General features: G+C 52.8%; 27 protein-coding genes. 10 read left to right on the top strand and 17 right to left on the bottom strand.

Annotated features, from left to right (window positions below; all coding sequences use genetic code 11):
• Window positions 1-8: 8 nt before the first annotated feature.
• The gene (locus M987_RS19165; RefSeq protein ID WP_064555893.1) at window positions 9-2060 is read left to right on the top strand and encodes a phage tail protein; all 2052 of its coding nucleotides are present in this window, start codon (window positions 9-11) and stop codon (window positions 2058-2060) included.
• 11 nt (window positions 2061-2071) lie between these two features.
• Window positions 2072-2476 carry a tail fiber assembly protein gene (locus M987_RS19160; protein WP_014072466.1) on the top strand — a complete coding sequence of 135 codons (405 nt, stop codon included), beginning with the start codon at window positions 2072-2074 and terminating at the stop codon, window positions 2474-2476.
• Between the two features lie 153 nt (window positions 2477-2629).
• Here M987_RS19160 and M987_RS19155 read toward each other — a convergent pair whose 3' ends face one another.
• Genes M987_RS19155 through M987_RS19135 form a run of 6 tightly spaced genes read right to left on the bottom strand, consistent with a single transcriptional unit; the run spans window position 2630 to window position 8311 of the window.
• Complete coding sequence (locus M987_RS19155; RefSeq protein ID WP_014072465.1) at window positions 2630-3118, bottom strand: phage tail protein; 489 nt, start codon at window positions 3116-3118, stop codon at window positions 2630-2632.
• Window positions 3119-3132: 14 nt separating this feature from the next.
• Window positions 3133-6099, bottom strand: coding sequence for a phage tail tape measure protein (locus M987_RS19150; RefSeq protein WP_014072464.1), 2967 nt, complete (start codon window positions 6097-6099; stop codon window positions 3133-3135).
• The gene (locus tag M987_RS24160; protein WP_032424037.1) at window positions 6086-6241 is read right to left on the bottom strand and encodes a GpE family phage tail protein; all 156 of its coding nucleotides are present in this window, start codon (window positions 6239-6241) and stop codon (window positions 6086-6088) included. The genes M987_RS19150 and M987_RS24160 overlap by 14 nt, the downstream gene beginning before the upstream one ends.
• A gap of 5 nt (window positions 6242-6246) precedes the next feature.
• Window positions 6247-6564: a phage tail assembly protein gene (locus M987_RS19145; protein ID WP_014072463.1), complete on the bottom strand. Its 318-nt coding sequence runs from the start codon at window positions 6562-6564 to the stop codon at window positions 6247-6249.
• A gap of 52 nt (window positions 6565-6616) precedes the next feature.
• The gene (locus tag M987_RS19140) at window positions 6617-7129 is read right to left on the bottom strand and encodes a phage major tail tube protein (protein ID WP_014072462.1); all 513 of its coding nucleotides are present in this window, start codon (window positions 7127-7129) and stop codon (window positions 6617-6619) included.
• Window positions 7130-8311, bottom strand: coding sequence for a phage tail sheath subtilisin-like domain-containing protein (locus tag M987_RS19135; protein ID WP_041162341.1), 1182 nt, complete (start codon window positions 8309-8311; stop codon window positions 7130-7132).
• A gap of 153 nt (window positions 8312-8464) precedes the next feature.
• Between M987_RS19135 and M987_RS19130 the strand changes: the two genes are divergently transcribed.
• Complete coding sequence (locus M987_RS19130) at window positions 8465-9601, top strand: phage late control D family protein (protein WP_014072460.1); 1137 nt, start codon at window positions 8465-8467, stop codon at window positions 9599-9601.
• Between the two features lie 39 nt (window positions 9602-9640).
• Entirely contained in the window at window positions 9641-9895 is a 255-nt protein-coding gene (locus M987_RS24155; protein ID WP_014072459.1) for an ogr/Delta-like zinc finger family protein, read from the top strand.
• A gap of 288 nt (window positions 9896-10183) precedes the next feature.
• Here the strand turns inward: M987_RS24155 and M987_RS19125 are convergent, their stop codons facing one another.
• From M987_RS19125 to M987_RS19095, 7 genes are all read right to left on the bottom strand, one after another.
• Entirely contained in the window at window positions 10184-11062 is an 879-nt protein-coding gene (locus M987_RS19125; RefSeq protein WP_014070747.1) for an N-acetylmuramoyl-L-alanine amidase, read from the bottom strand.
• A gap of 19 nt (window positions 11063-11081) precedes the next feature.
• Window positions 11082-12107 carry a patatin-like phospholipase family protein gene (locus M987_RS19120; protein WP_014070746.1) on the bottom strand — a complete coding sequence of 342 codons (1026 nt, stop codon included), beginning with the start codon at window positions 12105-12107 and terminating at the stop codon, window positions 11082-11084.
• 90 nt (window positions 12108-12197) lie between these two features.
• Window positions 12198-12917: an ABC transporter ATP-binding protein gene (locus M987_RS19115; RefSeq protein ID WP_014070745.1), complete on the bottom strand. Its 720-nt coding sequence runs from the start codon at window positions 12915-12917 to the stop codon at window positions 12198-12200.
• Complete coding sequence (locus M987_RS19110; protein WP_014070744.1) at window positions 12914-13789, bottom strand: ATP-binding cassette domain-containing protein; 876 nt, start codon at window positions 13787-13789, stop codon at window positions 12914-12916. Before M987_RS19110 ends, M987_RS19115 begins: the two co-directional genes overlap by 4 nt.
• Window positions 13786-15075, bottom strand: a complete 1290-nt coding sequence (gene livM / locus M987_RS19105; protein WP_014070743.1) for a high-affinity branched-chain amino acid ABC transporter permease LivM — start codon at window positions 15073-15075, stop codon at window positions 13786-13788. Before livM ends, M987_RS19110 begins: the two co-directional genes overlap by 4 nt.
• 11 nt (window positions 15076-15086) lie before the next feature.
• Window positions 15087-16001, bottom strand: a complete 915-nt coding sequence (locus tag M987_RS19100; RefSeq protein ID WP_014070742.1) for an ABC transporter permease subunit — start codon at window positions 15999-16001, stop codon at window positions 15087-15089.
• A 98-nt stretch (window positions 16002-16099) separates the two neighbouring features.
• Entirely contained in the window at window positions 16100-17221 is a 1122-nt protein-coding gene (locus M987_RS19095) for a branched-chain amino acid ABC transporter substrate-binding protein (protein ID WP_014070741.1), read from the bottom strand.
• A 418-nt stretch (window positions 17222-17639) separates the two neighbouring features.
• Between M987_RS19095 and M987_RS19090 the strand changes: the two genes are divergently transcribed.
• Window positions 17640-18308, top strand: a complete 669-nt coding sequence (locus tag M987_RS19090; protein WP_014070740.1) for a YecA/YgfB family protein — start codon at window positions 17640-17642, stop codon at window positions 18306-18308.
• A 34-nt stretch (window positions 18309-18342) separates the two neighbouring features.
• On the opposite strand, the gene tyrP is transcribed toward M987_RS19090, so the two are convergent.
• On the bottom strand, window positions 18343-19554 hold the full coding sequence (gene tyrP, locus M987_RS19085) for a tyrosine transporter TyrP (protein WP_014070739.1): 1212 nt from the start codon (window positions 19552-19554) through the stop codon (window positions 18343-18345).
• Between the two features lie 248 nt (window positions 19555-19802).
• Between tyrP and M987_RS19080 the strand changes: the two genes are divergently transcribed.
• Together M987_RS19080 and M987_RS19075 are read left to right on the top strand one after the other, a co-directional pair.
• On the top strand, window positions 19803-20144 hold the full coding sequence (locus M987_RS19080; protein WP_014070738.1) for a hypothetical protein: 342 nt from the start codon (window positions 19803-19805) through the stop codon (window positions 20142-20144).
• A gap of 71 nt (window positions 20145-20215) precedes the next feature.
• Window positions 20216-20452 (top strand): YecH family metal-binding protein, encoded by a 237-nt coding sequence (locus M987_RS19075; RefSeq protein ID WP_014070737.1) that lies wholly within the window; start codon window positions 20216-20218, stop codon window positions 20450-20452.
• Window positions 20453-20489: 37 nt separating this feature from the next.
• On the opposite strand, the gene ftnA is transcribed toward M987_RS19075, so the two are convergent.
• A complete protein-coding gene (gene ftnA, locus M987_RS19070) occupies window positions 20490-20987 on the bottom strand; it encodes a non-heme ferritin (protein ID WP_014070736.1) in 498 nt (165 codons plus the stop codon).
• Window positions 20988-21190: 203 nt separating this feature from the next.
• Entirely contained in the window at window positions 21191-21529 is a 339-nt protein-coding gene (yecR, locus tag M987_RS19065) for a YecR family lipoprotein (RefSeq protein ID WP_014070735.1), read from the bottom strand.
• A 265-nt stretch (window positions 21530-21794) separates the two neighbouring features.
• On the opposite strand from yecR, the gene M987_RS19060 reads away from it, so the two are divergent.
• A complete protein-coding gene (locus tag M987_RS19060; RefSeq protein ID WP_014070734.1) occupies window positions 21795-22433 on the top strand; it encodes an RpiB/LacA/LacB family sugar-phosphate isomerase in 639 nt (212 codons plus the stop codon).
• Between the two features lie 72 nt (window positions 22434-22505).
• On the opposite strand, the gene M987_RS19055 is transcribed toward M987_RS19060, so the two are convergent.
• Window positions 22506-23924, bottom strand: a complete 1419-nt coding sequence (locus M987_RS19055; RefSeq protein ID WP_014070733.1) for an MFS transporter — start codon at window positions 23922-23924, stop codon at window positions 22506-22508.
• Between the two features lie 214 nt (window positions 23925-24138).
• On the opposite strand from M987_RS19055, the gene azuC reads away from it, so the two are divergent.
• On the top strand, window positions 24139-24222 hold the full coding sequence (azuC, locus tag M987_RS24745; RefSeq protein ID WP_014832437.1) for a stress response protein AzuC: 84 nt from the start codon (window positions 24139-24141) through the stop codon (window positions 24220-24222).
• A 107-nt stretch (window positions 24223-24329) separates the two neighbouring features.
• Window positions 24330-24581, top strand: coding sequence for a DUF2766 family protein (locus M987_RS19050; protein ID WP_014070732.1), 252 nt, complete (start codon window positions 24330-24332; stop codon window positions 24579-24581).
• The last annotated feature ends 55 nt before the right edge of the window (window positions 24582-24636 follow it).

Raw genomic sequence — 24636 nt, 5'->3', positions numbered from 1 at the left:
AGAACATAATGGCAGTGAAATTCAAAACAGTTATCACCAAAGCGGGTGCGATTAAACTGGCGGCGGCCACCATTCCGAACGGGAAAAAGGTTAACCTCACCTTGATGGCGGTGGGTGATGGTGGGGGTGCGCTGCCGACGCCTGATCCGAATCAGACGAAGCTGGTCAGGGAAGTCTGGCGTAATACGCTGAACAAAATCAGCCAGGACAATAAAAACAAAAACTATGTCGTGGCGGAGCTGGTTATCCCTCCTGAGACCGGTGGTTTCTGGATGCGTGAAATGGGGCTTTATGATGATACCGGCACGCTGATAGCGGTCGGCAATATGGCCGAAAGCTACAAGCCCGCGCTGGCGGAGGGGTCAGGCCGTGCGCAAACCGTGCGTATGGTCATCATGGTAAGCGACATCGAGTCGGTCGAGCTGACGATTGACACCACAACGGTGATGGCAACGCAGGATTATGTCGATGATAAGCTCGCGGAGCATGAGCAGTCCCGTCGCCATCCCGACGCTTCGCTTACCGCAAAGGGTTTCACTCAGTTAAGCAATGCGACCGACAGCACCTCTGAGGTGCTCGCAGCGACGCCGAAAGCAGTCAAGGTGGCATATGATCTTGCAAAAGCGAAATACACGGCTCAGGACGCTACCACAGCGCAGAAAGGCATTGTTCAGCTCAGTAGCGCAACCGACAGCACCTCTGAGGTGCTGGCTGCAACACCAAAAGCCGTAAAAACGGCCAACGATAACGCGAAAGCGGCCAATGATAATGCGAATACCCGTTTACCGCTTGCGGGCGGCTGGCTGACGGGCGGGTTTGGAATCAAAACCACGATTGGCAACGTGTCTTTTGGGGTGGGCAACTCAGATGTGTATATCGCTAACGGTGCGTCTAATAAGTTTCTGCAACTGAAGCACACAGGCGAGCTGAAGTATGACGACAAGGCTGTTTACCATGAGGGATATAAGCCCACGGCTGACGATGTGGGGGCGCTGCCAGTAAAGGGTACTGCCGAAGCGGCCAGGAAGCTTGCCACCGCGCGGAAAATTGCCGGAGTGTCTTTTGATGGTGCGTCCGATATCAGCCTGAAAACCTCAAATCTGGATGATGCGGGTACAGCGGCCACTAAAGATGCAACCACCTCCAGCACAGACACCACTGCCGGGCGAGTTTTACGGGTAGGTGATTTTGGTCTCGGTGCTATTGCCGGTGTTAACGTGTCTGATGCCAATAACATCAATTACAACGGCTTTTTCAATTTGAGTGCCGAGGGTATTCATGGCCCGGTCGCGAATCAGGTCTCTGAGCTGATTCATTGTCAGTACAACCAGAATACTGGCCGTCAGATTGGCTGGCGCGCAGGTCGCCCCGATGAGCCATTGCGCCACCGCACAAAAATGAACGGCGAGTGGCAGGGATGGATTAAGCTCTACGATTCAAATAACCCGCCCACAGCCGATGAAGTCGATGCCGTTTCAGCGTCAAAGGGTGGCACTTACCAGAAAGAAGTTACGTTCTCGGAAGGCGTAAAAATCAGGAACAGCACGGGGATTTATCAGGGCGAGGATAACGTAGGTTTTTCCAGTAATAACCTGATGCTGAAATCATGGAACGGTATTGGATTTTATTGCACCCTCACCGGGAGTGAAGGGGTCACGGTCTTTGTCGATACCCGTGGCGGACATCTGGAAGCAAAAGGCCAGATTAAGCCGGGTGATTTCACCAACTTCGACAACCGATTTTATACCAAGACGCTGGCTAACAGCACCTTCCAGAAGGTCAATACCGCATCGAGAGGGTCGCGCGGATGGTTTAAAGATTCCAACACGGGAATGATATTTCAGTGGGGGATTGAGAGCGTTAGCGGGGCAACCACGCGGACATTCAGTTTCCCGGTTTCGTTTCCGACTGGTTGCGCATCGCTGACGGTATCAAACAACATCGAGCGAACGGCTGGCGAAAACTCAATGACGGGATTTATTAAATCGGCTTCACAATATTCCCTGTCAAATACTGCCGCAACAGACCGCCAGTTATGCTGGTTTGCAGTTGGTTATTAGGACGATAAACGATGAATTATTATTTTTCGAAAGCGGAACTGGGGTTCTATTGCGATGAGGTTAACGAATCCATTCCGGCTGATGCAGTGGAAATAAGTGAAGAATTATATTTTTCTCTGCTGGAGGGACAATCAACGGGAAAAGTGATCGCCGCAAATTTGGCGGGCACCCCGGTTTTAACTGACCCACCGGAGCCCACCGCCGAAGAGTTAGTTGCGCAGGCAGAAGAAACGCGAACGGTGCTGATGAAGGAGGCTAACGCCAGAATACTTCCCCTACAGGATGCATTCGATTTGGGGCTGGAAACTGATGAAGAAAAACAGCTTTTGCTCGCGTGGAAAAAATACCGCGTGTTGTTGAACCGTGTTATAGCCAGCAATGCGCCGGATATCATCTGGCCGGATAAGCCGGAATAAGTTTTCATTCTGGCACGAACTGTCGATTCTTACCGTGCCGGACATATGTATCGAGCATGGTCATTTTTAACGGTGCTTCAGCACTATCGGTTTTGGCAGTGCCGCCAGGAGAAGAAGCGGGCAAATGCCCGCTTTAGTTTTATGTGGTTGCCGTCAGAACAGGCCTGACAGCGTGCTACTTGCCGAGTTATAGGCAGAGGTGGCTTTATCCTTCAGACCTGAAAGCAGATCACCAACTGACGAGGCTTGCAGGCGTTCGCGCAGGTCTTCATCACAGCGCTGGAAGCTTATCGAAAATTCTATTTTTTTTGCCTTACCGTATCGGTCGAACTCTGTGTGCGTGGCCTGTAGCCCTGTCAGTACATACATTCCGTAAATCTGTCCCGCGCCGCTGATTAAAGGCCAGGGACGCCCGGTATATGCCTGCGTTGCCAGAACGGTAAGAGACACGTCGCCGCCCGTAATTTCAGGGTAAAGCACCCCATCAAGGTTGATCTGCGTTTCCCCCGCGCCGATGTACTGCCATTTTGCCGATCGGTTGATGCGGTCATTTTTTACGTGCCGCCAGTTAAGCGAATGGCGTAGCTGCTGGTAAGGCAGCGTTTTCAGTTCAAAAACGAACATCCCGTATATCATCATCATAATGTTGCGTCCCCTTAATCTCTGTCTTTGAAGCTGCCACGGTTTAGCCGTTCACGGCGGGCGAGTTCGGCACTGACGGCGTCGGCGGCAATCCGGCCAATTTCGCGCGCGTCCTGCCGGTCAACGCCATGCAGATGTACGTGGATTTCGCCCGTAAAGCCGCCTGTGGTAACAGGTATATTGCTGGCGCTACGGCTGACTGGGAGAAGTTCAGCCTGTTTAACGGGAAGCGATGCTGCCACCACTGCGGGATGTGCGCTTAACCCGTTGTTCCTGACCGTGCTGGCAAGCTGCGATTCCTTCCACTCCCCACGAACGGCCAGCGCACGGGGCAGGTTTTTAAACACGATATCGCCGGGGCCGATTTTCTTCGTGTTGTCGGCTGTCGCTTTGGTGTTGCTGTCGATACTCTGCAACCTGCGCATAGTGCCGTTATCACCGGTCAGAGGTGATGAGGGTTGCGGTGCTCCGGGCGGAACGTTATTCACCTCAACTTTTTTCGGCGCAACCTTAGCGATATCTCCCTGAAGAAGGGCGACCTTGTCCTGAAGAACGGCCATGCGCTGTGCGTCTTCGATCTTCTTCCTGGCTTTTTCGGCCTCATCTGGCAGAACGCCGAGCTTTTCAAGGATCCAGGCTAATGTATCCAGCAGCATTTTTGCGGGAGCCAGGACAAGCTGGAGTGCACCGCCCAGAACGTTGCCGAATACCTCACCGGCGCTGGCGCATTTATCCAGTGTTTCCTTGCTGGACTCCATTGGGGAAAGCAGAGATTTGAACCAGTTAAAGACCTGGCTGACAGCGCTGCCTATCGCGTCAAAGATGGGGCTGAACTGCGCGAAGGTCTCGCGTAATGGAGCGAGTCTTTCCATGATGCCGGTGAAGACACCTGCAAAAAATGCTTTAAGAGGCTCCCAATACCGCCAGATGAGCACTCCGGCAGCAACAAACGCTGCCACTACCAGGCCAATCGGACTAAACAGCAGCGACAGTGCTGTACCCAGCATCGACACCGCCACAGTGATCATGCTCCATATGACCGGTAAACCTGTCAGGCGAAAGGCGAGCATCCCGATGTTTTTAGTCAGTGCACCCAGCACGGCACCAGGTGCAAGAAATGCCCCCATCAGCGCGCCGCGCATAGCGGGTATGATGGTTGAAACTCCACGCATTTTCCCTGCTAACGAGCCGAGAACTGGCCCCCATCCGCGCACGCTTGCCATTGCCGGGCCGGAAGCTGTGCCGAGTGTGCGCAGAGCGGAAATCGTTCCGGTTATGCCTCTGCCCCCCGTCAGCAGGGTAAAACCTAACTGGAGTTTAGCCAGCGGCCCCATCAGCAGGCCGATCGCCAGCGATGTGCCGCCTATGGCGGCGGTCAGTGCCAGAACGCTACCGCCGACAATCAGCAGGGACTGGGCGAGCTTCGGATTTTCTTTCGCCCACTGCGTCATATTCCCCACAACGTCACTCAGTCCCTGAGTCAGGGCGCGCAGCTGATTATCGACGAGATCGTTAATCTGGATGCGGAAGCCTTCCCAGGCGCTGTCCAGATTCTTGAGATCGCCATCAAGGTTATCCGCCATTATTTTGGCGGCTTTCTGCGCCTCACCTTTGGCGTTTTTCAGTGCCTCCAGTAACTTCTGGAGTTCTCCGCTCCCGGCTGACATAACCAGTGCCTGCAATGACTTTGACGCCTCTTCACCGGCAATATCTTTGAAGAATGAGAGCTTATCGGTATCCCCGTATTTACTGATCTTTTTATAGAGTTCAGTGAGAACTTCTTCAGCAGGGCGCATTTTCCCCGTGGCGTCAGCAACGTCTACGCCCAGCTCTTTAAGCGCAGTCTTGGCCCTGCCGGTTGGTGCGGCAAGGCGTGAAAACGCGGCCTGCAAACCTGTACCCGCGATACTCCCGCGCAAGCCCACGTTAGCCATCACGCCGATCATGGCCGTGGTCTGCTCGACGCTGACGCCCAGACTGGAAAGACCTGTCCCGGCGTATTTCATCGCCTCACCGATATTTTGCAGATCGGTGTTGGTGCGGGTGAATGCGCCGGTTAATACGTCACTGACGCGATCCATTTCTTTGGGATCGAGGCGGAACTGAGACAGGATGTTTGAGCTGATATCGGCGCTTTCACCTAAATCCATGCCACCGGCCAGTGCCATATTGAGCACGCCAGGCAGTGCGGCCTGAATAGCCTTCGGAGTGAAACCGGCCATAGCGAGAAACGCCTGACCGCTGGCAGCGTCCGTCGTGGTGAACTGCGTTTCAGCGCCCAGCTTTTTGGCCTGATCGCGGAGTGCCGAAAAGTCTGCTGAGCTTTTATCTATACGGGTCAGCGCCTGCACGCGGGACATTTCCCGGTCAAACCCAACGGCAGGGGATAAGAAACGCCCCGCTACGTAACCGGCAGCAGTGGCCCCGGCAACGGCCATTGTGCCACCACCGCGAAGTTTGCTCGCCGTTTGCTGCATCCGGTCATAGCGCGCACGTGCCTGCGTGACCGCAGCAAGCTGTCGCCGTTCCCGCTCAAGCGTCTGGTTGTACTGTTCTGTTCGGCGTATGGCACTCTGAATGGTGCGATCGCTGCCGACCAGCGAAACACCGTGGCTGCGCAGCGCCTGTGATGCAGCGCGCAGCTTAACCATTTCCTGCGTGCGTGCAGAGTTGAGGCGTTCCAGCTTTGCGGCCAGCGCTGCCATATGGGCTTTTTGCTTGTCTGTAAGTTGTGTACCTTCCCGCTGCGCCTGATTAAGACCTTCAAGCGCCCGGCTGGCGTCGTCGATTTTGCGGGAGGTCTTTTGCACGCTGTCACGCAGGCGGTTGAACGTGCGGGACTGACTGTCCAGGTCTTTAATGCTGGACTGCGTTTTTTTGAGGGATTCAGACAAACCGCCCGCACTCTGGCGGGCGGCATTGACCGGGCGGGTAAGTTTATCGATCGCGCTGAACGCAACCCGGATATTAAGGCTTTTCACTGTCACTGGCTCCACTTCGGACAGCCGCCCGCTCACGCCAGGCTATGACTTCGCCCAGCTCCATCGTGAAGACTTCAGAGGGCGGCCAGTTGAAAACTACCGCGATATCAGCAACCAGATCGTCGATCAGGTCGAACCGCAGGAGTGTTACTGATTCTCCGTCTCCGCCTCGCTCGACGCTCCAGACCCCGCAGGTGTCAAAAAAGGGACGAGCGCTTCAGACAGGCTGACAAAATCGCGCGTGTCCATTTCGTTGATTTCGGACTGTTTGAGGCGTGGTGACGTGACGCGGGTCAGCAGCACCGCCACCGAATCCACATCCATATTCATCACGTTGACCAGCTTCAGCCCGCGCAGGGAGCCAGCCTGTCTGATCTCATCCGTAATCGTTACCTGAGTGATCTTCTCATCGCCGCGAATAACGGGTTTTGCCAGCGTAATGGCGTTATCGGTTTTCTTGCTCATTCTTGAATGCTCCGGGCGGCGCGGGTGCGCCGCCACTTATCAGGTTAATCAGTTACCCCATTCCCAGCGCAGACGTGATGCGGTCAGGGTAGATGTTTTTGCCATCTTTCTTGTAGATGAAGTTCAGCAGATCAAACTCAAACAGCGGCTTGTCGTCGATGCTGAGCCTGTAATAGGTATTCTTCATCGTGTAGCTGACAGAGGTATCTTCTCCCTGCTTGCTTTCACCGCCGTCCATTTCGGTGATGCGGCCGCGCAGCTCGACCTCAACCAGCAGACTTTCACCATCGGTGTAATATTCACCAGCGAAGCGGAAGCGGGTTTCGTCGATATCGCCGCAGTAGTTCAGCAAAAGCGACTGAACCAGACCACCAACCACCATCGTGGTGTCCAGTGCGCCACTGTCCAGACCGAGATCCACCGCAGCAGAGCCAATCATCCCGCCACCCTGAAAGTCTTCAGTTTTACGGGTCAGTTTTGGCAGCGTCACAGAAGAGACTTTACCGATGCAGTTGCTGCCGTTCACAAAGCAGGTGAACAGGCGCAGTTTGTGAGGAACCGCCATTTATGCACCTCCCAGCGAAGAGAACGCCGACTCGAAATACTCATCCGTGAAGGTCTGGTAGAGCGTCAGATCTTCCATTGGCGGAACCGGCGTATATTTATAGCGAATGCGTACCTGACCCTGACGGAGACCGGGTGTCGGGTTATCCAGGATATCAAACCAGCATTCCGCACCGATCAGCCGCCCCTGTGTCACCAGCGAATTGAGTTTGCCGCTGATACCGCTGACCACGTCCTTAACGTTGGCCGGGGTTAACGGTTCGTCCACTGATTCAAATTGCGCCTCAGCGATACTGTCAGCCAGAATCTGTGCCGTACGGGTATAAACCTCAAAGATATAATCTTTGGTGTCCGTAACACGGTTGCCCCAGAACCGGAAACCGTTACGCTTGATGAGCGTCGTGATCTCCTTGTTGTTGAGTTCGTTCGCGTCGCTGTCTTCGGCCTGTAGAGACCAGAAAACATCCTGCGAAATGCCCAGCACGTTCTTGACCGACACGTTGGAAAGCGATTTGTGCCAGCCCTGATTGTTGTCAATCAACGCACGCAGGCCGCAGGCATACGCCGGAGCCGGGAAGACTTCATTTTCTCCGGTCTGCGGGTTGTAGGCGATGAAGTCAGGCCAGATAAGCATTAGCTCACGATAGGCGAAGGTTGCGCGGTAGGCGATAGCTTCTGCCATCGTCGTGCAGCCGTAGCAACTGGCATAAACAAACGCACGCAGATTCTGCGCAATGACGCACAGCGCAGAGGTCACTTCTTCCGTGTCGTAATCCGGCACGGCCAGAATGCGCGGGCGATAACCCACCTTCTGTTCAGCCGTCAGAAGCGCGTACATGCCGGTATAGCTACCGTCTTCTGCCGTGCCACCCATGATGAGCTGCGACTGCGTTTTACCGCCTTCTTCTTCGGTCGCTGCTGCCACGCGCACAACGATGACCTTCGGGCTGGTCTGGTCAGCGATGGCTTTAAGCGTTTTGTACAGGGAGCCGGTTTTACCCGCCTTACCCAGCACGCTGTTAACCCGTGTCAGCAACACGGGGGTATTCAGGGGAAAGGTTTCCGCGTCGGCATCATCCGCCACGGCAATGACCCCAATGACACTGGATTCAATGTCATTGATGGCCGTTACCAGGTCGGTATTTTCCCGGACGCGTACACCGTGGAAACGTGTCTCTGACATGTTAGCCACCATTACGTTATTGAGTTCGCAGTGATAATCCCTCATGTCTGAACGCCACTCACGCTATTGCGGGTCTGGCCGGACGGTGACAACAAAAACCGATTTAGTCTCTCCCGCGCGCGTGGGATCCTTCGCCGGAATAAGGGGGGAAGCATGGCACTTACAGACCTGACAAAATCACTTAGCGATGCCGTCAGCAGCTATAACGATTCACTGACCGAGACGGTAAAAAGTCCGGGATTCAGCATTACGATGGGTGGCAAGGTGCTGACGCAGCTTGATGACCGGATCATGTCGTTTTCACTGACGGACAACAGGGGATTTGATGCCGATCAGCTGTCCATTTCCATTGATGACAGTGACGGTATGGTTGCCCTGCCGCCGCGCGGGGCTGAGCTTGCCGTATCAATTGGCTGGCTGGGTGAGCCGCTGATCTACAAGGGGCTGTACACTGTTGATGAGGTGTCCCATGAAGGCCCGGCAGACACGATTGGCATTACTGCCCGCAGTGCTGATTTTCGTGAAGAGTTTAACGTAAAACGTGAAGTCTCATGGCATGACGTGACCGTTGAGCGCGTTGTGTCGGCCATTGCGCACCGCTACGGACTGAAGGCGCAGATCAGTGAAATGCTCATGGATATTGAGATTGATCACGCCGACCAGACGCAGGAGAGCGATATGTCATTCCTTACCCGCATGGCGGAAATGCTGGGCGCAATTGCCACCGTCAAGAACGGCAATCTGCTGTTTATCCTGCCTGGCGGCGGTGTTACTGCTGAAGGGAAGGCGCTACCCTCTGCCAGCATTGACCGCACAAGCGGCGACCGTCACCGCTTTCGTATTGCCGATCGGGATGCGTATACCGGCGTCCGGGCTTACTGGCTGGATCTCAATTTTGGCAAAAAGAAAAAGGTCAGCGTTAAGCGCCGCAAGCCTGCAAAGCCCAAAAAAGATAAGAGCAGCAGCCGTGAGGGCGATTACATGGAGGGCGCAGACGGTAACGTTTATGTGCTGCGCAAGACCTACCAGAATGAAGAAGCGGCAAAACGCGCGGCGGCGGCTAAGTGGCAACAGCTTCAGCGTGGCGCGGCAGAGTTTTCGATCACCCTGGCGCGTGGCCGCGCTGAGCTATACCCCGAAATGCACGTCACGGTTAGCGGCTTCAAGGATGAAATAGACAATCAGGACTGGATCATTGCGCGTGCTGAGCACGTGATTGACGACAGCGGCTTTACCACCCGGCTGGAACTGGAAGCAAAAATACCTGACTGGATAGCGGAAACTGAATAAAATGAAATGGAGTTCAACTCCCACAGGGGAGCCATCATTATGTTCAGATGTCCATTTTGCGGCGCTATGGCCCGCACCCGTACCAGCCGTCACCTCAATGAAGAGCACACCATCTATCGGCAATACCACCAGTGTCAGAATCTGGAGTGTAGCCGGTCGTTCACAACGCTTAACAGTGTGGAAAGGGAAGTAACCCAGCGCGCAGGTACTGCGCAGTTACCGCCTGATTTCATACCCCGCGATGCTTTCCCTGCTTCGCATTATGGGAGGGATCAGCTTAATTTGGCTCTCTAATAGTGGCAGCAGGAGAGCAGCGATTACCTGTAATTACTAGCGATTACCAGAAAAGAGAGTCTTATTTATCATAACGTTATGATTTTTAAGACTCTCTGATAGTTTTTAAAATCCCTCGGCGTTCGCGCTGTGTGGGTTCAAGTCCCACTCCGGCTACCATGGGAAAAAGCAGAATAATCAAAGCAATAAGCAGTGTCGTTAAACCGCCCCGCAAGGCGGTTTTTTTATGCCTGTAATTTACTCCTCTCACGTGGTCGTAAACTAATGACACGTCAGGTTTTGCGACAGCTAGTATTTGTTATTCACATATCGGGCATCCCACTCTTTCGGGATAGTTAACCCCGTACCCACTTTAAAATTAGCACCACCGTCTGAAAGATTAAGCGTCTCCTGGGCCCATATTCCCAATGTCTGCCAGATCAACGATCCCGGGTCGGACTGCCGCTCGTCGCTGGCCTGGCGGTGGGGGTGGATATGCGTGATTTTGCCGTTATTAGCGGCCACGTAGCCTATTATCAATGTGATCGCCTTCTTAACGGCATCAGCCTGAACGGTAGGCAGATTCATCGGCGTTCGGGTTGGATTTTTTTTATTGGGCTGCCAGAGCGTGTTGGGTTTCCCTTCAATGCCCGCGTACCAGCCGTCAATCTCTATTCCAACACTTCTGCTGTTGAGGCCATTCGCATGGTTGCAAATCTCCGTCAGGGAGTAGAGCTGAATAATTTTCCCGTTCCGGGTCACGCCCAAATGAGCATGAACGTCATGCCAGTCTGCCGCTTTTTCACCAAAGCTGGCGGCAGTTTGATGTAACACAATCGCGGTAACGTCAGACCATTTTCGATAGGGTTTAGACACCGAACGGCCAGCATGAGGGTGATTATTCCGCTCGTCGATAACGTCCCCGCCCCCTGTTTCTTTTGACAAAGCATTAAACGCCGATTCAAGCGCAGCGGTACCGCTTGGGGTGATGGACTTCGGTAGCTCATCAGTTGGGGCTCGTAGCCCCTGCGAGATTAAAAAGGCACCGTAGGCAGTCAGCGTTTCGTCACCTAATACGCCATCAGCACCAAAACGGGGGAGGGGAAACCCCAAAGCAATAAGCTGATGCTGGACGTCGATAACATAAGGATCCTGAGATCCCTTTTTCAGTGTGGAGGTAAGTGGCATGGTGTTCTCCGAATAACGGTTATTTATTGGCTTTTGCTGACTTGTTGTTAAACCATTTAAAATAATCCTGAGAGCATTTTTCTCCTGACGCGACGAGTTCTTTCTTTTTGGTATCAGTCAAATCAAAGTCGGTTGTTTTGACGCCAAGCGTATCGATATAAATGGTTCGCATCCAGTCATCACTGTGAAGATGCTGGCTTTGCTGGGCCTCCAGCAATGTATTAATCAATGCCCAGCTATAATCAAAGAAATTATTAATTTCGTGATGAACGGGCTCAGCATGATCTCTGAACATCGAGATTTCATTTGCCGTATCCAGTCTAAATCCAAGCGTCTCCTTGTTATAGACGTAATCGGAAATTGGCCGCTCGATATTCGGGTAGTTAGCATTTATTCGTTTGTAGTAATCTGGAATACTGAAGTTATCAGAGTTAATATATTTTTTTCTGTCGAATAATTTAATGGGATAGTTATCCAACACCCCACCATCAACATACACATCATTTCTGTAGTTTCTTTTTACTGCAAAAAACAGCGGAATTGACATTGAAATGCGCACTGCGTCGGCGATACAGGTTCGAGGGGTGTGCTCTGCAGAAAACACTTCTGAAAATGATGTGGACAGGTTTGTTCCCATGAAAAACAGCGATTTAAAGTTATACTTCCCCTTCATTGCTTCAACATCAGCAAAGGTAGCCTCACTGTTTCCGGTTTTTTCTTTGATCAGTTGACCAATCCACTTACGAAAATAGTCGCCCTTATACCAGCCATATTCATGCAGCAGGCGCTCGGTATCTCTGACAATCCCCCAGGAGTCATCCATAAACTTATGAAAGTCGAGGGACCACAAAATATCTTTTGTTTCCTCTTTCGTAAAATTTAATCCAACCAGAATGGCATTAATTGCCCCGGCTGAAGTGCCGCCGACTCTTTCAATGTTCTGTAGAATTTTGAGATCATCCAGCGTTTCCAGTGCGCCAATATAGGCAATACCTTTGACGCCGCCGCCTTCGAAAACTAAATTCTTGAAATTATATGAACTCATATTTACCCCACGTTTTGCATGAATGGTAAGAGCGTGTCATTTCTTTATATTGTATTTTAATTAATCACCTTGTTGATCTGGAACTTTTCATTACGACTTACCGCCCAGATACGCTTTCCTGACCTCCTGATTACCCAATAATTCTTCACCCGTTCCGCTCAGCCTGATTTGCCCGTTGACCATCACGTACCCGCGGTCAGAAAGCTTCAGGGCGTGATGCGCATTTTGCTCCACCAGGAAAATGGTCATCCCATTGCGGGCCAGCTCGCGCAGGGTCTGGAAGATCTGTTTCACCACAATAGGTGCCAGACCGAGGCTCGGTTCATCCAGCAATAACAGTTTTGGTCGGCTCATCAGCGCCCTGGCGATGGCCAGCATTTGTTGCTCCCCGCCGGACATGGTCATCGCGCGCTGTTTGCGGCGCTCCTTCAGGCGCGGGAACAGATCGAACATGCTTTGCATATCCTGCGCGGCATACTGATTGCCAATGGGGATCGTCCCCATCAACAAATTTTCTTCCACCGTCATATCCGGGAAAATACGCCGACCTTCCGGTGCCTGCGCAATGCCGCCGGAAGCAACAAAGTGCGTTGACTGGTGGCTAATATCATCCCCGCAAAACAGGATTTGCCCCTTGCGAATGCGCGGCTGCCCGAATATGGACATCAGCAACGTGGATTTCCCCGCGCCGTTCGCGCCAATCAGCGCCACGGTTTCCCCTTGGTTAACCTGCAAGGAGACCTGTTTTAACGCCTGGATCACGCCGTAGAACACATCCACTTCACGAAACTCCAGCATTGCCTCGCTCATATATTGACCTCGCTCTCATCGGTGCCCAGATAAGCGGCAATCACTTTTTCATCGTGCTGGATCTGCTCGGGTTTTCCCTGAGCAATGACATCACCGTGGTCGAGCACAATAATGTCGTCCGAAATCTCCATCACCATCCCCATATCATGTTCAATCAGCAACACCGTTATCTGGTGATGATCGCGCAGGAAGCGGATGATTTTACTGAGCGTGCGGGTTTCTACCGGGTTTAGCCCGGCGGCAGGTTCGTCCAGGCAAATCATCTCTGGCCCGGTACACATGGCACGTGCAATTTCCAGGCGGCGCTGCTGCCCGTAAGACATCTCGCCCGCCAGCCGGTTGGCGCAATCCACCAGATCCACCACCTCCAGCCAGTAAAAGGCCCGGTCCAGAGCTGCACTTTCCGCCCGGCGATAGGCGGGGGTATTCAGCACCCCGGCTATCAGATTACGGTTTACCTGCATATGCTGCGCCACCAGCAGGTTCTCCACCACCGACATCTCCCGAAATAGTCGAATATTCTGAAAGGTGCGGGCAAGCCCGGCGCGGTTCACCAGATGCGTCCCACCGAACATCTTGTAAAAAAGACGCTGCCCTAGCTGCGCCGGGTTAATCCAGTCGCCTGGCTGGAATTTTTGCCCCAGCACCTGAATCACATTGGTGGTTTTACTGCGGGTGTTGAACATAATGTTGCCGCCGGATGCCTTATAGAACCCGGTCAGGCAGTTAAAGACTGTGGTTTTCCCCGCACCGTTCGGCCCAATCAGGGCGGTTATCGAACCGCGTTGTACCTCCAGATTGACATCGTTCAACGCCTTAATACCGCCAAAATGCATCATCAGATGTTCAACGCTTAAGATCGTTCCGTTCATGGCGCGACTCCCTTACGCACGGCAAAACCGCTGCGGTTAATACGGATCAGGCCGCGCGGTCGCCAGATCATCATGACCACCATCAACATGCCAAACAGCAGAACGCGATACTCCGCAAAGCTGCGCAACAGTTCCGGCGTAACGGTAAGCACAAAGGCAGCAAGCACCACGCCCACGGTCGAGCCCATACCGCCCAGCACCACAATGGCGAGGATCAGTGCCGACTCAAAAAAGGTAAACGATGTGGGATTGACAAAGCCCTGATACGTTGCGAAGAACACCCCGGCAATCCCGGCGGTGGATGCACCCAGAGTAAAGGCCGAGAGCTTCACCAGCACATGATTTAGCCCCATTGAACGGCAGGCAATTTCGTCTTCGCGCAACGCTTCCCATGCCCGGCCGATCGGCATCCGCGTCAGACGATGCTTGATGTACAGCACCAGCAGCACCACCAGGAAGAGGACGGCGTAGATAAAAATAAACTTCAGGTTCGGGTTATAGGTCAGGTGGAAAAATTCATGGAAGGGGATACCTCCCTCTTTGGCGCGCCGCCCAAATTCCAGACCAAAGAAGGTCGGCGGCGGGGCGGAGATTCCATTTGGGCCGCCGGTGAACGACAGCCAGTTGTTGAGGATCAGGCGAATGATCTCGCCGAAGCCCAGCGTCACAATCGCCAGGTAATCCCCGTGCATTCGCAACACCGGGAAGCCCAGCAAGGCGCCTGCGGCGGCTGCCATCAGCGCGGCAAGCGGCAGCATGGACCAGAAACCCAATCCCAGATACTGATACCCCAGCGCCAGGCCGTAAGCGCCAATGGCATAAAAGGCGACATACCCCAAATCCAGCAACCCCGCCAGGCCCACCACAATGTTCAGCCCAAGACCGAGTAACACGTAAATCAGTCCCAGAATGGCGACCGTTAACACGTACTTAGTGGCGACAAAGGGGAAACACACGGCAAGTGCGATGACCAGCGGGATAATCCAGCGCATCCGGCTTTTATAATCAGCCGGGCGAACATAAACGCCCGCGTTATCTGCTTCAAAACGGGACAAGAAACGCATCCCGGTATGAGTACCTAAAAAGGCGCTGAGCATAAACCGCCCGATCATGACGATGGCGACAATCCACGCCAGCCGGGATCCGGCAAAGTTAAAGCTGTAGCCATCCAGAACAACGCCTACAATCGGGCCGAAAATGATGAGGGCAACCATGCCTGAGAAAATCGCGTCCAGGATGCAACGCTTCAGTGAGAAACCGTCAGACGAAACAGCGTGTGATGTCATGCCATTCTCCCTCACACTTTGGCCACAACAGGGCGGCCAAGCAGTCCCTGTGGGCGGAAAATCAGGATAACCACCAGTAACCCAAACGAGAACACGTCTTTATAATCCGAGTTCACCATCCCGGAGAACTGCGCTTCGGCCACGCCGAGAATCAACCCGCCGAGCATGGCGCCCGGTAATGAGCCGATTCCCCCCAGTACCGCAGCGGTAAAAGCCTTAATACCGATCACGAACCCGGCGTAAAAATCAAACGTGCCGTAGTTCATGGTGATCAACACCCCGGCAAGACCGGCCATCGCCGCGCCAATCACAAATACCAGGGAGATGATCCTGTCGGTGTTGATCCCGAGGATTGAGGCCATTTTGCGATCCTGCTGTACCGCGCGGCACATGCGCCCTAAGCGGGTATTGCCAATTATCCAGGTCAGCAGCAGCATCCCCAGGAACGAGGCGACCAGGATAAAGACTTTGGTATAGGTTATCTGGACAAAGCCTTCACCCAGATGGAAACGGAGAACGCCATCAAGCATGGTTGGAACCCCTTGCTGGCGCGGCCCCTGGCTGATTTGCGCGTAGTTTTGCAGGATAAGTGACATCCCGATGGCGGAAATCAGCGGTGCTAAACGGGTGGAGTTGCGTAGGGGTTTATACGCAATACGCTCTATCGTCCAGCCATACACGCCCGTCACCACAATGGTAAAGACCAGTGTGCCGAGAATGAGCAGGGGGAATGACTGCAAACCGAAGAACGACAGCAGCGCCAGGCCGATGGCGCAGAGATAGGCAGAGATCATATACACCTCGCCATGAGCGAAGTTAATCATGCCGATAATGCCATAAACCATGGTGTAACCAATGGCGATCAATCCATAGACAGAACCGAGCGTTAAGCCATTGATCAATTGTTGCAGGAAGAATGTACTCATCTTAGCGCGCTCTTTATAACGGCCGCGCGAGCCGCGCAGCCTGATGTTTATTTCGCGCCGGCAGAAGACCTGCCGGCGTTGAGCGTGACTCCGTCCTGTTACTGTACTTCCTTATATTTCCCTTTGTCGTCCCACTGATAGACAACGTAGTCAGACACTTTCAGGTCGCCTTTGCTGTCCCAGGCTTTTTTGCCCATCACGGTTTCAACCGGGTTGGCTTTCAGCCATTCGCTGGCTTTGGCTGAATCCGTACCCCCAGTCGCTTTAAATGCCGCAGCAATGGCCTGTACAGAGGCATACGAGTAAAGGGTGTAACCTTCCGGTTCAAACTTGCCAGCACGGAATTTCTCGATAACGGCTTTGCCATCCGGGATCAGGCGAGGATCTTTGCCGAAGGTCATATAAATACCGTTGGTGTATTGCGGCCCACCTGCGGCGGTCACCATCTCTTCATTGACGATACAGTCGCCAGAGAAGAATTTGGCCTGTACCCCTTGCTCACGCATCTGGCGCACCAGCGGGCCGGCTTCCGGGTGACAGCCGCCGAAGAACACCACGTCTGGCTTCTGCGCGCCAATTTTGGTGACCAGGGCGTTAAAGTCTTTCTCACCACGCGATAAGCCTTCGTACATCACGTCCTGGACGCCGCGTTTCGCCAGCGCGGCTTTGGTGGCATCCGCCAGCCCCTGACCGTAGGTGTCTTTATCGTGAATGATGACGACCCGTTTGGCTTTCAGTTTGTCGATGATGAAATCGCTGGCAACCTGGCCCTGCTGATCATCGCGTCCGCACATGCGGAACATATCGCTCATACCGCGTTCAGTGATCAGCGGGTTAGTCGAGCCCGGGGTGATGGCGATAATTCCCGCATCGCTATACACCTCTGAGGCGGGCATGGTTGAGGAAGAGCAGAAATGGCCAATAACAGCTTTGACTTTATCCTGATCGACTAAACGGTTAGCAACCGCAACGGCCTGTTTAGGCTCGCAGGCATCATCGCCCTGAACCAGTTTAATTTTCTCACCGTTGATCCCACCTGCGGCGTTAATGTCTTCTGCTGCCTGTGTGGCACCATGCCAGTACTGATCGCCATACGTGGCATTAGGGCCTGTGAACGGCCCGGCGACACCAATAACAATATCCGCCTGGGCGGAGAATGCGGTCACCAGACAACCTGCCAGCACAAGAGAAAGAGGACTTCTGATAAATTTCAGCGACATTATTATGTTCCTTAGCGAAGAGGTTTTTGCACGAGGTTAAAGCCCGAACGCCCGACGGCGTTGCCAATCCAAAAACAAAAACGAGAACAAAATGCACTAAACCCGACAACATCCTGCTTATTACGGCGAGGGTTCCTTGCGCAAAATTCGCGCGCAAAACAATAAGCAAAATAGTTGCCAGAATTGTTAACCCATTGACCGGGTTGCGACATGTTTGAGTATAGAGTGCCGTTTTACGCCGCCTTGCGGGACGCAATGAAATTACAGCGGAGATCACATCTCGTTAACAAGAATGCCCATAAGTTGTGCAAGGGTCACGATTTGTACTTTTTTGCACCAATAAAGACCTAAACTTGAGATAGGCATGGCGTGCGATATGTGTCAGGATCTTTTCCTTTTTTTATCAGGAGTGTCAGCGATGACGGAAGGCCCATTAAATGAAGGCGAAATGGCGTGGCTGGAAGAGACATTAATCTCTTATGGGCATGAAGATGCGTCAGTTATCGACGTGTCTGAACTGGACGGTATGCTCACCGCAGTCCTTTCTGGCCCTGTTGTGGTTGAACCCGATACATGGCTGGTGGCGGTCTGGGGTGGAGAAAAATATATTCCGCGCTGGAAAAACGATCGCGAAATGAATCGCTTTATCGACCTTTGCTTCAAGCATATGAACGATATTGCCGAGCGCCTGAGCGAATACCCGGATCAGTTTGAACCGATGTTTGGTTACAACGATGTGGATGGGCAGAGCTACACGGTGGTTGAAGAGTGGTGCTACGGCTATATGCGTGGTGTGGCGCTGACCGACTGGTCATCTTTGCCGGAAGAGTTGAAGGCGGATCTGGATCTGATTGCCCTGCACGGTACAGAAGAGAACAGCGATAAGCTGGATGAACTGACCGAAGAAGAATACACCGCCAGTATTGAAGGCATCCAGCCTGCGGCGTTGCGCCTGTACAACTACTGGGTCGAGAATCCGCAGCAACCTGTCGCACAAAAACCGGTCGTGAATGGCGCGAAAGTTGGGCGTAACGATCCGTGTCCGTGCGGTAGCGGTAAGAAGTTTAAGAGCTGCTGTCTGCACTGATAAAAAAAAGGGGCTACGAGTAGCCCCTTTTTTATTAACCCACTTCCGGCAGCAACCCCGCTGCAATCAAAAACTGCACCAGAATAATCACCACGCCGCAGGCAAACACAATACACAGCAGCGGTTTACCGCCTGCAACCCGGTAGCCTTGTTCAGGATGCTGCTGACGGCTTTTCCATGCCAGCAGGGAAGGCAGCAGCAGGGCAAGGACGGATAACGCCACGCCGGCATAACCCAGTGCCATCACAAAACCACGCGGATAAAACAGCGCAAACGCCAGCGGTGGCAGGAAGGTGATCGCCCCTGTCTGCAAACGCCCGCCAGCGGTGTTACGACGTTGGAACAGATCGGCCAGGTAGTCAAACAGGCCCAGCGCCACGCCGAGGAACGATGTCGCCAGCGCCAGGTCAGCAAACAGATGCACTGCCAGCTCAACGTGGGAAGAGGTCACCACGTCGCGCAATGCTACCAGGAAACCATTCAGACCCGAATGCTCGGCCATCAGGCCCACAAAGGTTGAAGAATCAATACTGCCCAGCGTCACCAGCTGCCAGAAAATATAGGCAATCAGCGGAATGGCGCTACCAATCATAAAGACGCGGCGCAGCTTGCGGATATCACCATTCATATAGCTGACGATACTTGGCACGCTACCGTGGAAGCCAAACGAGGTGAAAATCACCGGAATAGCGGAAAGCGCCAGCCCTTTTTCCAACGGCAGCGTCAGCAGGTTAACCTTGTGAACATGCGGTGCCAGTAAAACCAGCATTACGATCAGAAACAGAATTTTGGCGCTGAACAGAAAACGGTTGAACAGATCGACCAGCGATGTGCCCACACAAACAACGCCGCCGCCGATAAGCGCAAAGCAAATAGCCCCGGTAGCCGGCGTGATGCCTGTGCCGAACCAGTCGTTGACGCTGGAGGCGATAAGCTCCCCGGCACCGCTGATGTAGGCCGCGGTCAGGGCATACATCAGGAACATCATGCTAAACCCGGTTATCCACTGGCCGTAGCGCCCCAGGTAGCGTGCCGCAAGTGACCCCAGGCCGGTATCAGCAGGAACGTGCTGATACACTTCAAGCAGTAATAACGCGGTGTAGCACATCAATGCCCACAGGCAGACCAGCAATATCAGCGTAACGCTGAATCCGACACCTGCCGCCGCCAGCGGCATGGCCAGCATTCCTGCGCCAATTGTGGTGCCAGCGACGATAAAAATACTTCCCAGGGTTCTGTTTTTCACGCTTTCCTCTACAACGAACTTACATCGCGACAAAATCTGCGGCGCAGAGTAAGGGAAAAGTGCTATCTCGTCAAATCACCGTTACAAGTGGTGTAATGATTAATTTACGCTTTGGCCGGTGGGCTCAATCCTGTGCAACTCACTGATCCTTTTTGGGGTTTTGCCTACTTCATAAGGGCAATGTTATCGCGCGAAAATCAGGCGTACCTTAAACAGTAAAGATAAATTATCAAAAAAAGTGAGGGGCAATGGCGGGGACAAATCCATTCACGGCAGCCTGGAGTCGCGGAGGTAATTTACTCTGCCACGGACACTGGATCATCAGCTGGCAGGATAAAGCGCTGAAGCTCCCTGAGTCCCGGCAGGACAAAGACATGGGCACCTGGGCAATCTATTCCATTATTGACCCGGAAGATGAAACCTTTGCTCAGGGACTGACGGAAGACGACTGGATCATCGAAAACGTTGAGTGGCTGACCGATCTCTTCTTCGATGCCGGTGTCCCGCTGGAAACGGCGAATTATCGTTACTTTTACCAGGCCGTTAATCCACATGACTGGCGATGTACCAGCTGCGCGGGGTGCATGTAAACCTGCGCCAGCGCAAGGCGCATTTCCCCTTGAGCGTATAGTCTGCTGACTTCTTTTCAGAGGGGATAAGAATGTCGATCCACGGACATGAAGTGCTCAATATGATGATTGAGTCTGGCGAGCAGTACACAGAGCAAAGCCTGGTAGCGGCTATTCAGGCGCGTTTTGGCGCAGCAGAACGTTTTCATACCTGTTCGGCAGAAGAGATGACGGCGGGTGAGTTGGTGGCATTTCTGGCGGCGCGCGGCAAGTTTATTCCGGCTGCTGAAGGGTTTTCAACGCACGAAAGTAAAATTTGCCGTCATTAAAACAGTGCGGAGCTGAATATTCAGCTCCGCAAGTTCATTAATTCTGGGTATCGAGAGTGGAAAGCTCTTTATCGATAAAGTAAAGACCTTCACCGGATTTACCCGCCAGAGATAATTTATCCAGCACGGATTTAAACAGCTTCTCTTCTTCGTGTTGCTCGGCAACATACCATTGCAGGAAATTAAAGGTTGGATAATCCTGGTTGGTCATTGCTGAGTGCGCCAGTTCGTTAATTTTCTGGGTGATCAGCTGCTCGTGTTCGTAGGTAGCACGGAACAGTTCATCCAGAGAAGCGTACTCCGCAAACGGTGACTCTACGGTGGCAATGCGCGGCAGGCTGCCCGTATCTGTCAGATAATCAAACAGACGCTGCATGTGCGTCATCTCTTCCTGAGCATGACGGCGCAGAAACGCAGCCGCACCTTCAAAGCTGTGATAGCTGCACCAGGCGCTCATCTGTTGATAGAGCAGGGATGAGTACAGTTCAAGGTTCATTTGAGCATTGAGCTTGTCGATCATTTCAGTTTTCAGCATGGTGCAGCTCCGGTTTATTATTTCTGGTTCACGATGAGCGACACTATAATTTGTTATTTAATTATTTGCAAAAAGTAAAATAAATAACTTTTTATTAAAAATACGAATGGGAATAAAACGCATTGGCGCTCATTTATATATATTAATGAGAATTGTTTTTGTTCTTAATTGAATATACTGCCAGTCAGCGCTGGCAGTAAGGGTTAATACCAGGGATTTGCGCTATTTGGATTAACGGCATAACCCATGCACTTGTACTGGATGGTGACGGTTTCGTTCAGGCACAGTGAACCACTGATCAGGGTACAGGTTTTAATCGGCTGGCCGTAGGCCGAGGCAGTTGCATAACCCATGCCTTGACAGGCTTTTGCCGCGGTGCCGTTGGTGACGTAGTCATCATAATGGGCGTTCTGGAGCATTGCCTGGCCGTAGTCGAGACGGACTATCCCGTTTGGTGCATCCAGGTTACTCACTTCTGCCTTGCGGGTGACGGAACAGCCCGCAAGTAACAGGAGCGTAGCGGCAACGAATACTCTTTTCATATATCGCTCTGAATAGATGGAGATACGTTATCCTAACCGCAGATGCCTGGCGCAATGCCAGGAATAGCCAGACAAACTGCCCCTTCTCTTTGCAACGGCGTGCCACAGACGCGCGTTTCGCGCTGAATCATCACAAATCTGTGAGCGTTATTCTGTTTTTTAAAACAAGTTTTCACTTAATTTGAAAGCGCGTTTATTTGATAGTAAGGTGATGTTTTCAGGTATCCACGGCGGGCTTCCCCGCAACGCATTCAGGAGAGTAAAGATGAAAATTGCACTGATGATGGAAAACAGCCAGGCAGGTAAAAATGCCATCATCCTTAACGAGTTGAACGCTGTTGCCGATGAGAAAGGCTTCCCGGTGTATAACGTCGGGATGAGTGATGAAAACGATCATCATCTGACCTACATCCATCTGGGGATTATGGCGAGCATTCTGCTGAATTCCAAAGCCGTGGATTTCGTTGTGACCGGCTGCGGCACAGGGCAGGGCGCGTTGATGTCCCTGAACATTCACCCTGGTGTTATCTGCGGGTATTGCATTGACCCGGCTGACGCATTCCTGTTTTCACAGATCAACAACGGTAACGCGCTGTCACTGCCATTTGCCAAAGGCTTTGGCTGGGGTGCCGAACTGAACGTGCGCTTCATCTTCGAAAAAGCTTTTACTGGCCGTAAAGGAGAAGGTTATCCGCCAGAGCGTAAAGAGCCACAGGTGCGTAACGCCGGGATCCTGAATCAGGTGAAAGCGGCTGTGGTGAAAGAAAACTATCTGGATACCCTGCGTGCTATCGATCCTGAGCTGGTGAAAACCGCCGTAACCGGCCAGCGTTTCCAGCAGTGCTTCTTCGAAAACTGCCAGGACAAAGAGATTGAAGCCTTTGTTCGTGGGATTGTTGGCTAATCCCGTGTCGGCCGGATGACCCGGCCGACAAACAGTGTGCATCACAGGCCCGATAAGCAATATCGGGCTTTTTTATTTCTTCACCGACACTGCACTGCCTGCATCTTTGGTCAGGCGTAAAGTATCAAACATTCCTACCAGGCAAATAAGCGCGATAACCACAAACGCCAGCCGGAAGCTGATGCCGGGGAGCGCCGCCATCCCGATGGCATCACTGACCTTTTCTCCAATACGGATACCAATTGCACCAAGCGTAATGCCCAGCCCAACGGCAAGCTGCGTAGCGGTGGAAAACAGTGTGTTGGCATAGCTCATCTGAGCTGACGGAACATCGGCAAAAGCCAGCGTGCTTACGGCGGTAAACTGAATCGAACGGAACACCCCACCCAGATAGAGGATCAGCATAATCAGCCAGACGGGTGTGTATGGGGTCAGAAACGCACAGGCCAGCAGCGCCAGCACATTTAATGCGCCATTGATCAGTAGCAGGCGCTTAAACCCTAAACGGCGGATGAGTGGCGTGGTTGCCGGTTTAATCGTCAGGTTCCCCACAAATACCGCCAGCACCAGCAGGCCGGAATGAAACGCATCCATGCCAAACCCGACCTGGAACATCAGCGGCAACAGGAAAGGGACGGCACTTATTGATGCGCGAAACAGCGAACCCCCGTACATCGTGACCCGAAAGGTCGGCACCTGCATCGCATCGAGGCGGATCATCGGCCACTGCACGCGCTGGAAATGGCGCAGGGCGAAGATCAGAGCGGCGGAGCCGATGGCTAACAGCAGCAGCGTCAGCCCTTCCTGCATATGTTGCCCGCCCATGGATTCCATCGCGTACACCAGGCTCACCATGGCCACCGTTGTGGCGACAAAACCCGGTAAATCAAAGGGCCGACGGGCATCTTCATGAAGGTCGGGAATGATCTTCAGCGCCAGAATAATGGCCGCGATGCCCAGCGGGACATTAATGAAAAAGATCCAGCGCCAGTCGGCATAGCTGGTAATAAAACCGCCGAGCGGCGGGCCGATAATTGGGGCGACCAGTGCGGGCCAGGTCAGCGTGGCGATAGCGGTAATAAGCTGGTGTTTTGGTGTGGTACGTAATACAGCCAGGCGGCCGACAGGTACCATTAGTGCGCCGCCCATCCCCTGAAGTACACGCATGGCAACGAACTGATCAACCGTCGTCGACAGGCCACAAAATACTGATGCCAGAGTGAAGATGGCCAGTGCAAGGGCGAATACCTTGCGTGCGCCGAAGCGGTCGGCAATCCAGCCGCTGGCGGGGATCAGCACGGCGAGCGTAATCAGATACGCACTGATGCCAATGTTAAGATCAACCGCCTGCACACCAAAACTTTTTGCCATGTCCGGCAACGCCGTGGCGATAACCGTACCATCAAGAAACTCCATAAAGAAAGCACCGGCAACCAACAGCGCCGCAGGCGACAAGCCCCGACTCTCTTTGCCGGTTATGTTTTCACTCATTTTCTTCCTGCCGTATCAAAAAAAATTATAAAAATTTACTGGAATTTATAGGCTCGTAACTTACGGATTTACCGCGATTTTTCTTAACAAACTGGTAGCACTGGTGGATTTATAATCGTGACATGGGTCACAAAAATATTGATTTTTGTGATGGTGGTCATATTATAAGCGCATTGACGATAACACCTGCATAACAAATTACCGGAGCATCACAATGAAACTGCGCAAAATCCTGAAAAGCATGTGGGCTAACTACTGCAACACATTTAAAGACGTACCACCGGGTGCTATGTTCTGATGGAAAAACCTGCTTCGGCAGGTTTTTTTATGCCTGTAAACGACGAGAGGGAGATGAAAGGGCCCTCGTTTTGCTACTATGGCTGCCTTTAAATAAGGAGAAAGCCTATGTCTCAAAACCTGAGCGCCGATCAGGAACTGGTGTCTGACGTCGTTGCATGTCAGTTGGTTATCAAACAAATCCTTGATGTGCTGGACGTGATTGCGCCGGTTGAAGTGCGCGAAAAAATGTCCAGCCAACTGAAAACCATCGATTTCACCAGCCATCCTGCTGCGGCAGACCCGGTTACGCTCCGTGCTATCCAGAAAGCCATTGCACTAATCGAGTTACGATTCACACCGCAGGGTGAGTCTCACTAAAATAAACCGATGTTTTGAAATTAGAAACACTTTTCTGAAAAACGTCGAAGGGCGA

Origin of the sequence: Enterobacter soli ATCC BAA-2102, from assembly GCF_001654845.1 — a bacterium.
Lineage (GTDB): Bacteria > Pseudomonadota > Gammaproteobacteria > Enterobacterales > Enterobacteriaceae > Enterobacter > Enterobacter soli.
This window is presented reverse-complemented; position numbering and strand designations above follow the sequence as displayed.

Excerpts from the sequence above, each read along its gene's own strand:
- M987_RS19115 (WP_014070745.1), bottom strand. The coding sequence starts at position 12,917 with ATGAGCGAGGCAATGCTGGAGTTTCGTGAAGTGGATGTGTTCTACGGC.
- M987_RS19090 (WP_014070740.1), top strand. The coding sequence starts at position 17,640 with ATGACGGAAGGCCCATTAAATGAAGGCGAAATGGCGTGGCTGGAAGAG.
- M987_RS19130 (WP_014072460.1), top strand. The coding sequence starts at position 8,465 with ATGGCACTTACAGACCTGACAAAATCACTTAGCGATGCCGTCAGCAGC.
- M987_RS19060 (WP_014070734.1), top strand. The coding sequence starts at position 21,795 with ATGAAAATTGCACTGATGATGGAAAACAGCCAGGCAGGTAAAAATGCC.
- M987_RS19160 (WP_014072466.1), top strand. The coding sequence starts at position 2,072 with ATGAATTATTATTTTTCGAAAGCGGAACTGGGGTTCTATTGCGATGAG.
- M987_RS24155 (WP_014072459.1), top strand. The coding sequence starts at position 9,641 with ATGTTCAGATGTCCATTTTGCGGCGCTATGGCCCGCACCCGTACCAGC.
- M987_RS19110 (WP_014070744.1), bottom strand. The coding sequence starts at position 13,789 with ATGAACGGAACGATCTTAAGCGTTGAACATCTGATGATGCATTTTGGC.
- livM (WP_014070743.1), bottom strand. The coding sequence starts at position 15,075 with ATGACATCACACGCTGTTTCGTCTGACGGTTTCTCACTGAAGCGTTGC.
- M987_RS19100 (WP_014070742.1), bottom strand. The coding sequence starts at position 16,001 with ATGAGTACATTCTTCCTGCAACAATTGATCAATGGCTTAACGCTCGGT.
- azuC (WP_014832437.1), top strand. The coding sequence starts at position 24,139 with ATGAAACTGCGCAAAATCCTGAAAAGCATGTGGGCTAACTACTGCAAC.
- M987_RS19075 (WP_014070737.1), top strand. The coding sequence starts at position 20,216 with ATGTCGATCCACGGACATGAAGTGCTCAATATGATGATTGAGTCTGGC.
- ftnA (WP_014070736.1), bottom strand. The coding sequence starts at position 20,987 with ATGCTGAAAACTGAAATGATCGACAAGCTCAATGCTCAAATGAACCTT.
- yecR (WP_014070735.1), bottom strand. The coding sequence starts at position 21,529 with ATGAAAAGAGTATTCGTTGCCGCTACGCTCCTGTTACTTGCGGGCTGT.
- M987_RS19165 (WP_064555893.1), top strand. The coding sequence starts at position 9 with ATGGCAGTGAAATTCAAAACAGTTATCACCAAAGCGGGTGCGATTAAA.
- M987_RS19125 (WP_014070747.1), bottom strand. The coding sequence starts at position 11,062 with ATGCCACTTACCTCCACACTGAAAAAGGGATCTCAGGATCCTTATGTT.
- M987_RS19155 (WP_014072465.1), bottom strand. The coding sequence starts at position 3,118 with ATGATGATGATATACGGGATGTTCGTTTTTGAACTGAAAACGCTGCCT.
- M987_RS19050 (WP_014070732.1), top strand. The coding sequence starts at position 24,330 with ATGTCTCAAAACCTGAGCGCCGATCAGGAACTGGTGTCTGACGTCGTT.
- M987_RS19055 (WP_014070733.1), bottom strand. The coding sequence starts at position 23,924 with ATGAGTGAAAACATAACCGGCAAAGAGAGTCGGGGCTTGTCGCCTGCG.
- M987_RS19145 (WP_014072463.1), bottom strand. The coding sequence starts at position 6,564 with ATGAGCAAGAAAACCGATAACGCCATTACGCTGGCAAAACCCGTTATT.
- M987_RS19135 (WP_041162341.1), bottom strand. The coding sequence starts at position 8,311 with ATGTCAGAGACACGTTTCCACGGTGTACGCGTCCGGGAAAATACCGAC.
- M987_RS19080 (WP_014070738.1), top strand. The coding sequence starts at position 19,803 with ATGGCGGGGACAAATCCATTCACGGCAGCCTGGAGTCGCGGAGGTAAT.
- M987_RS19140 (WP_014072462.1), bottom strand. The coding sequence starts at position 7,129 with ATGGCGGTTCCTCACAAACTGCGCCTGTTCACCTGCTTTGTGAACGGC.
- M987_RS19120 (WP_014070746.1), bottom strand. The coding sequence starts at position 12,107 with ATGAGTTCATATAATTTCAAGAATTTAGTTTTCGAAGGCGGCGGCGTC.
- M987_RS19095 (WP_014070741.1), bottom strand. The coding sequence starts at position 17,221 with ATGTCGCTGAAATTTATCAGAAGTCCTCTTTCTCTTGTGCTGGCAGGT.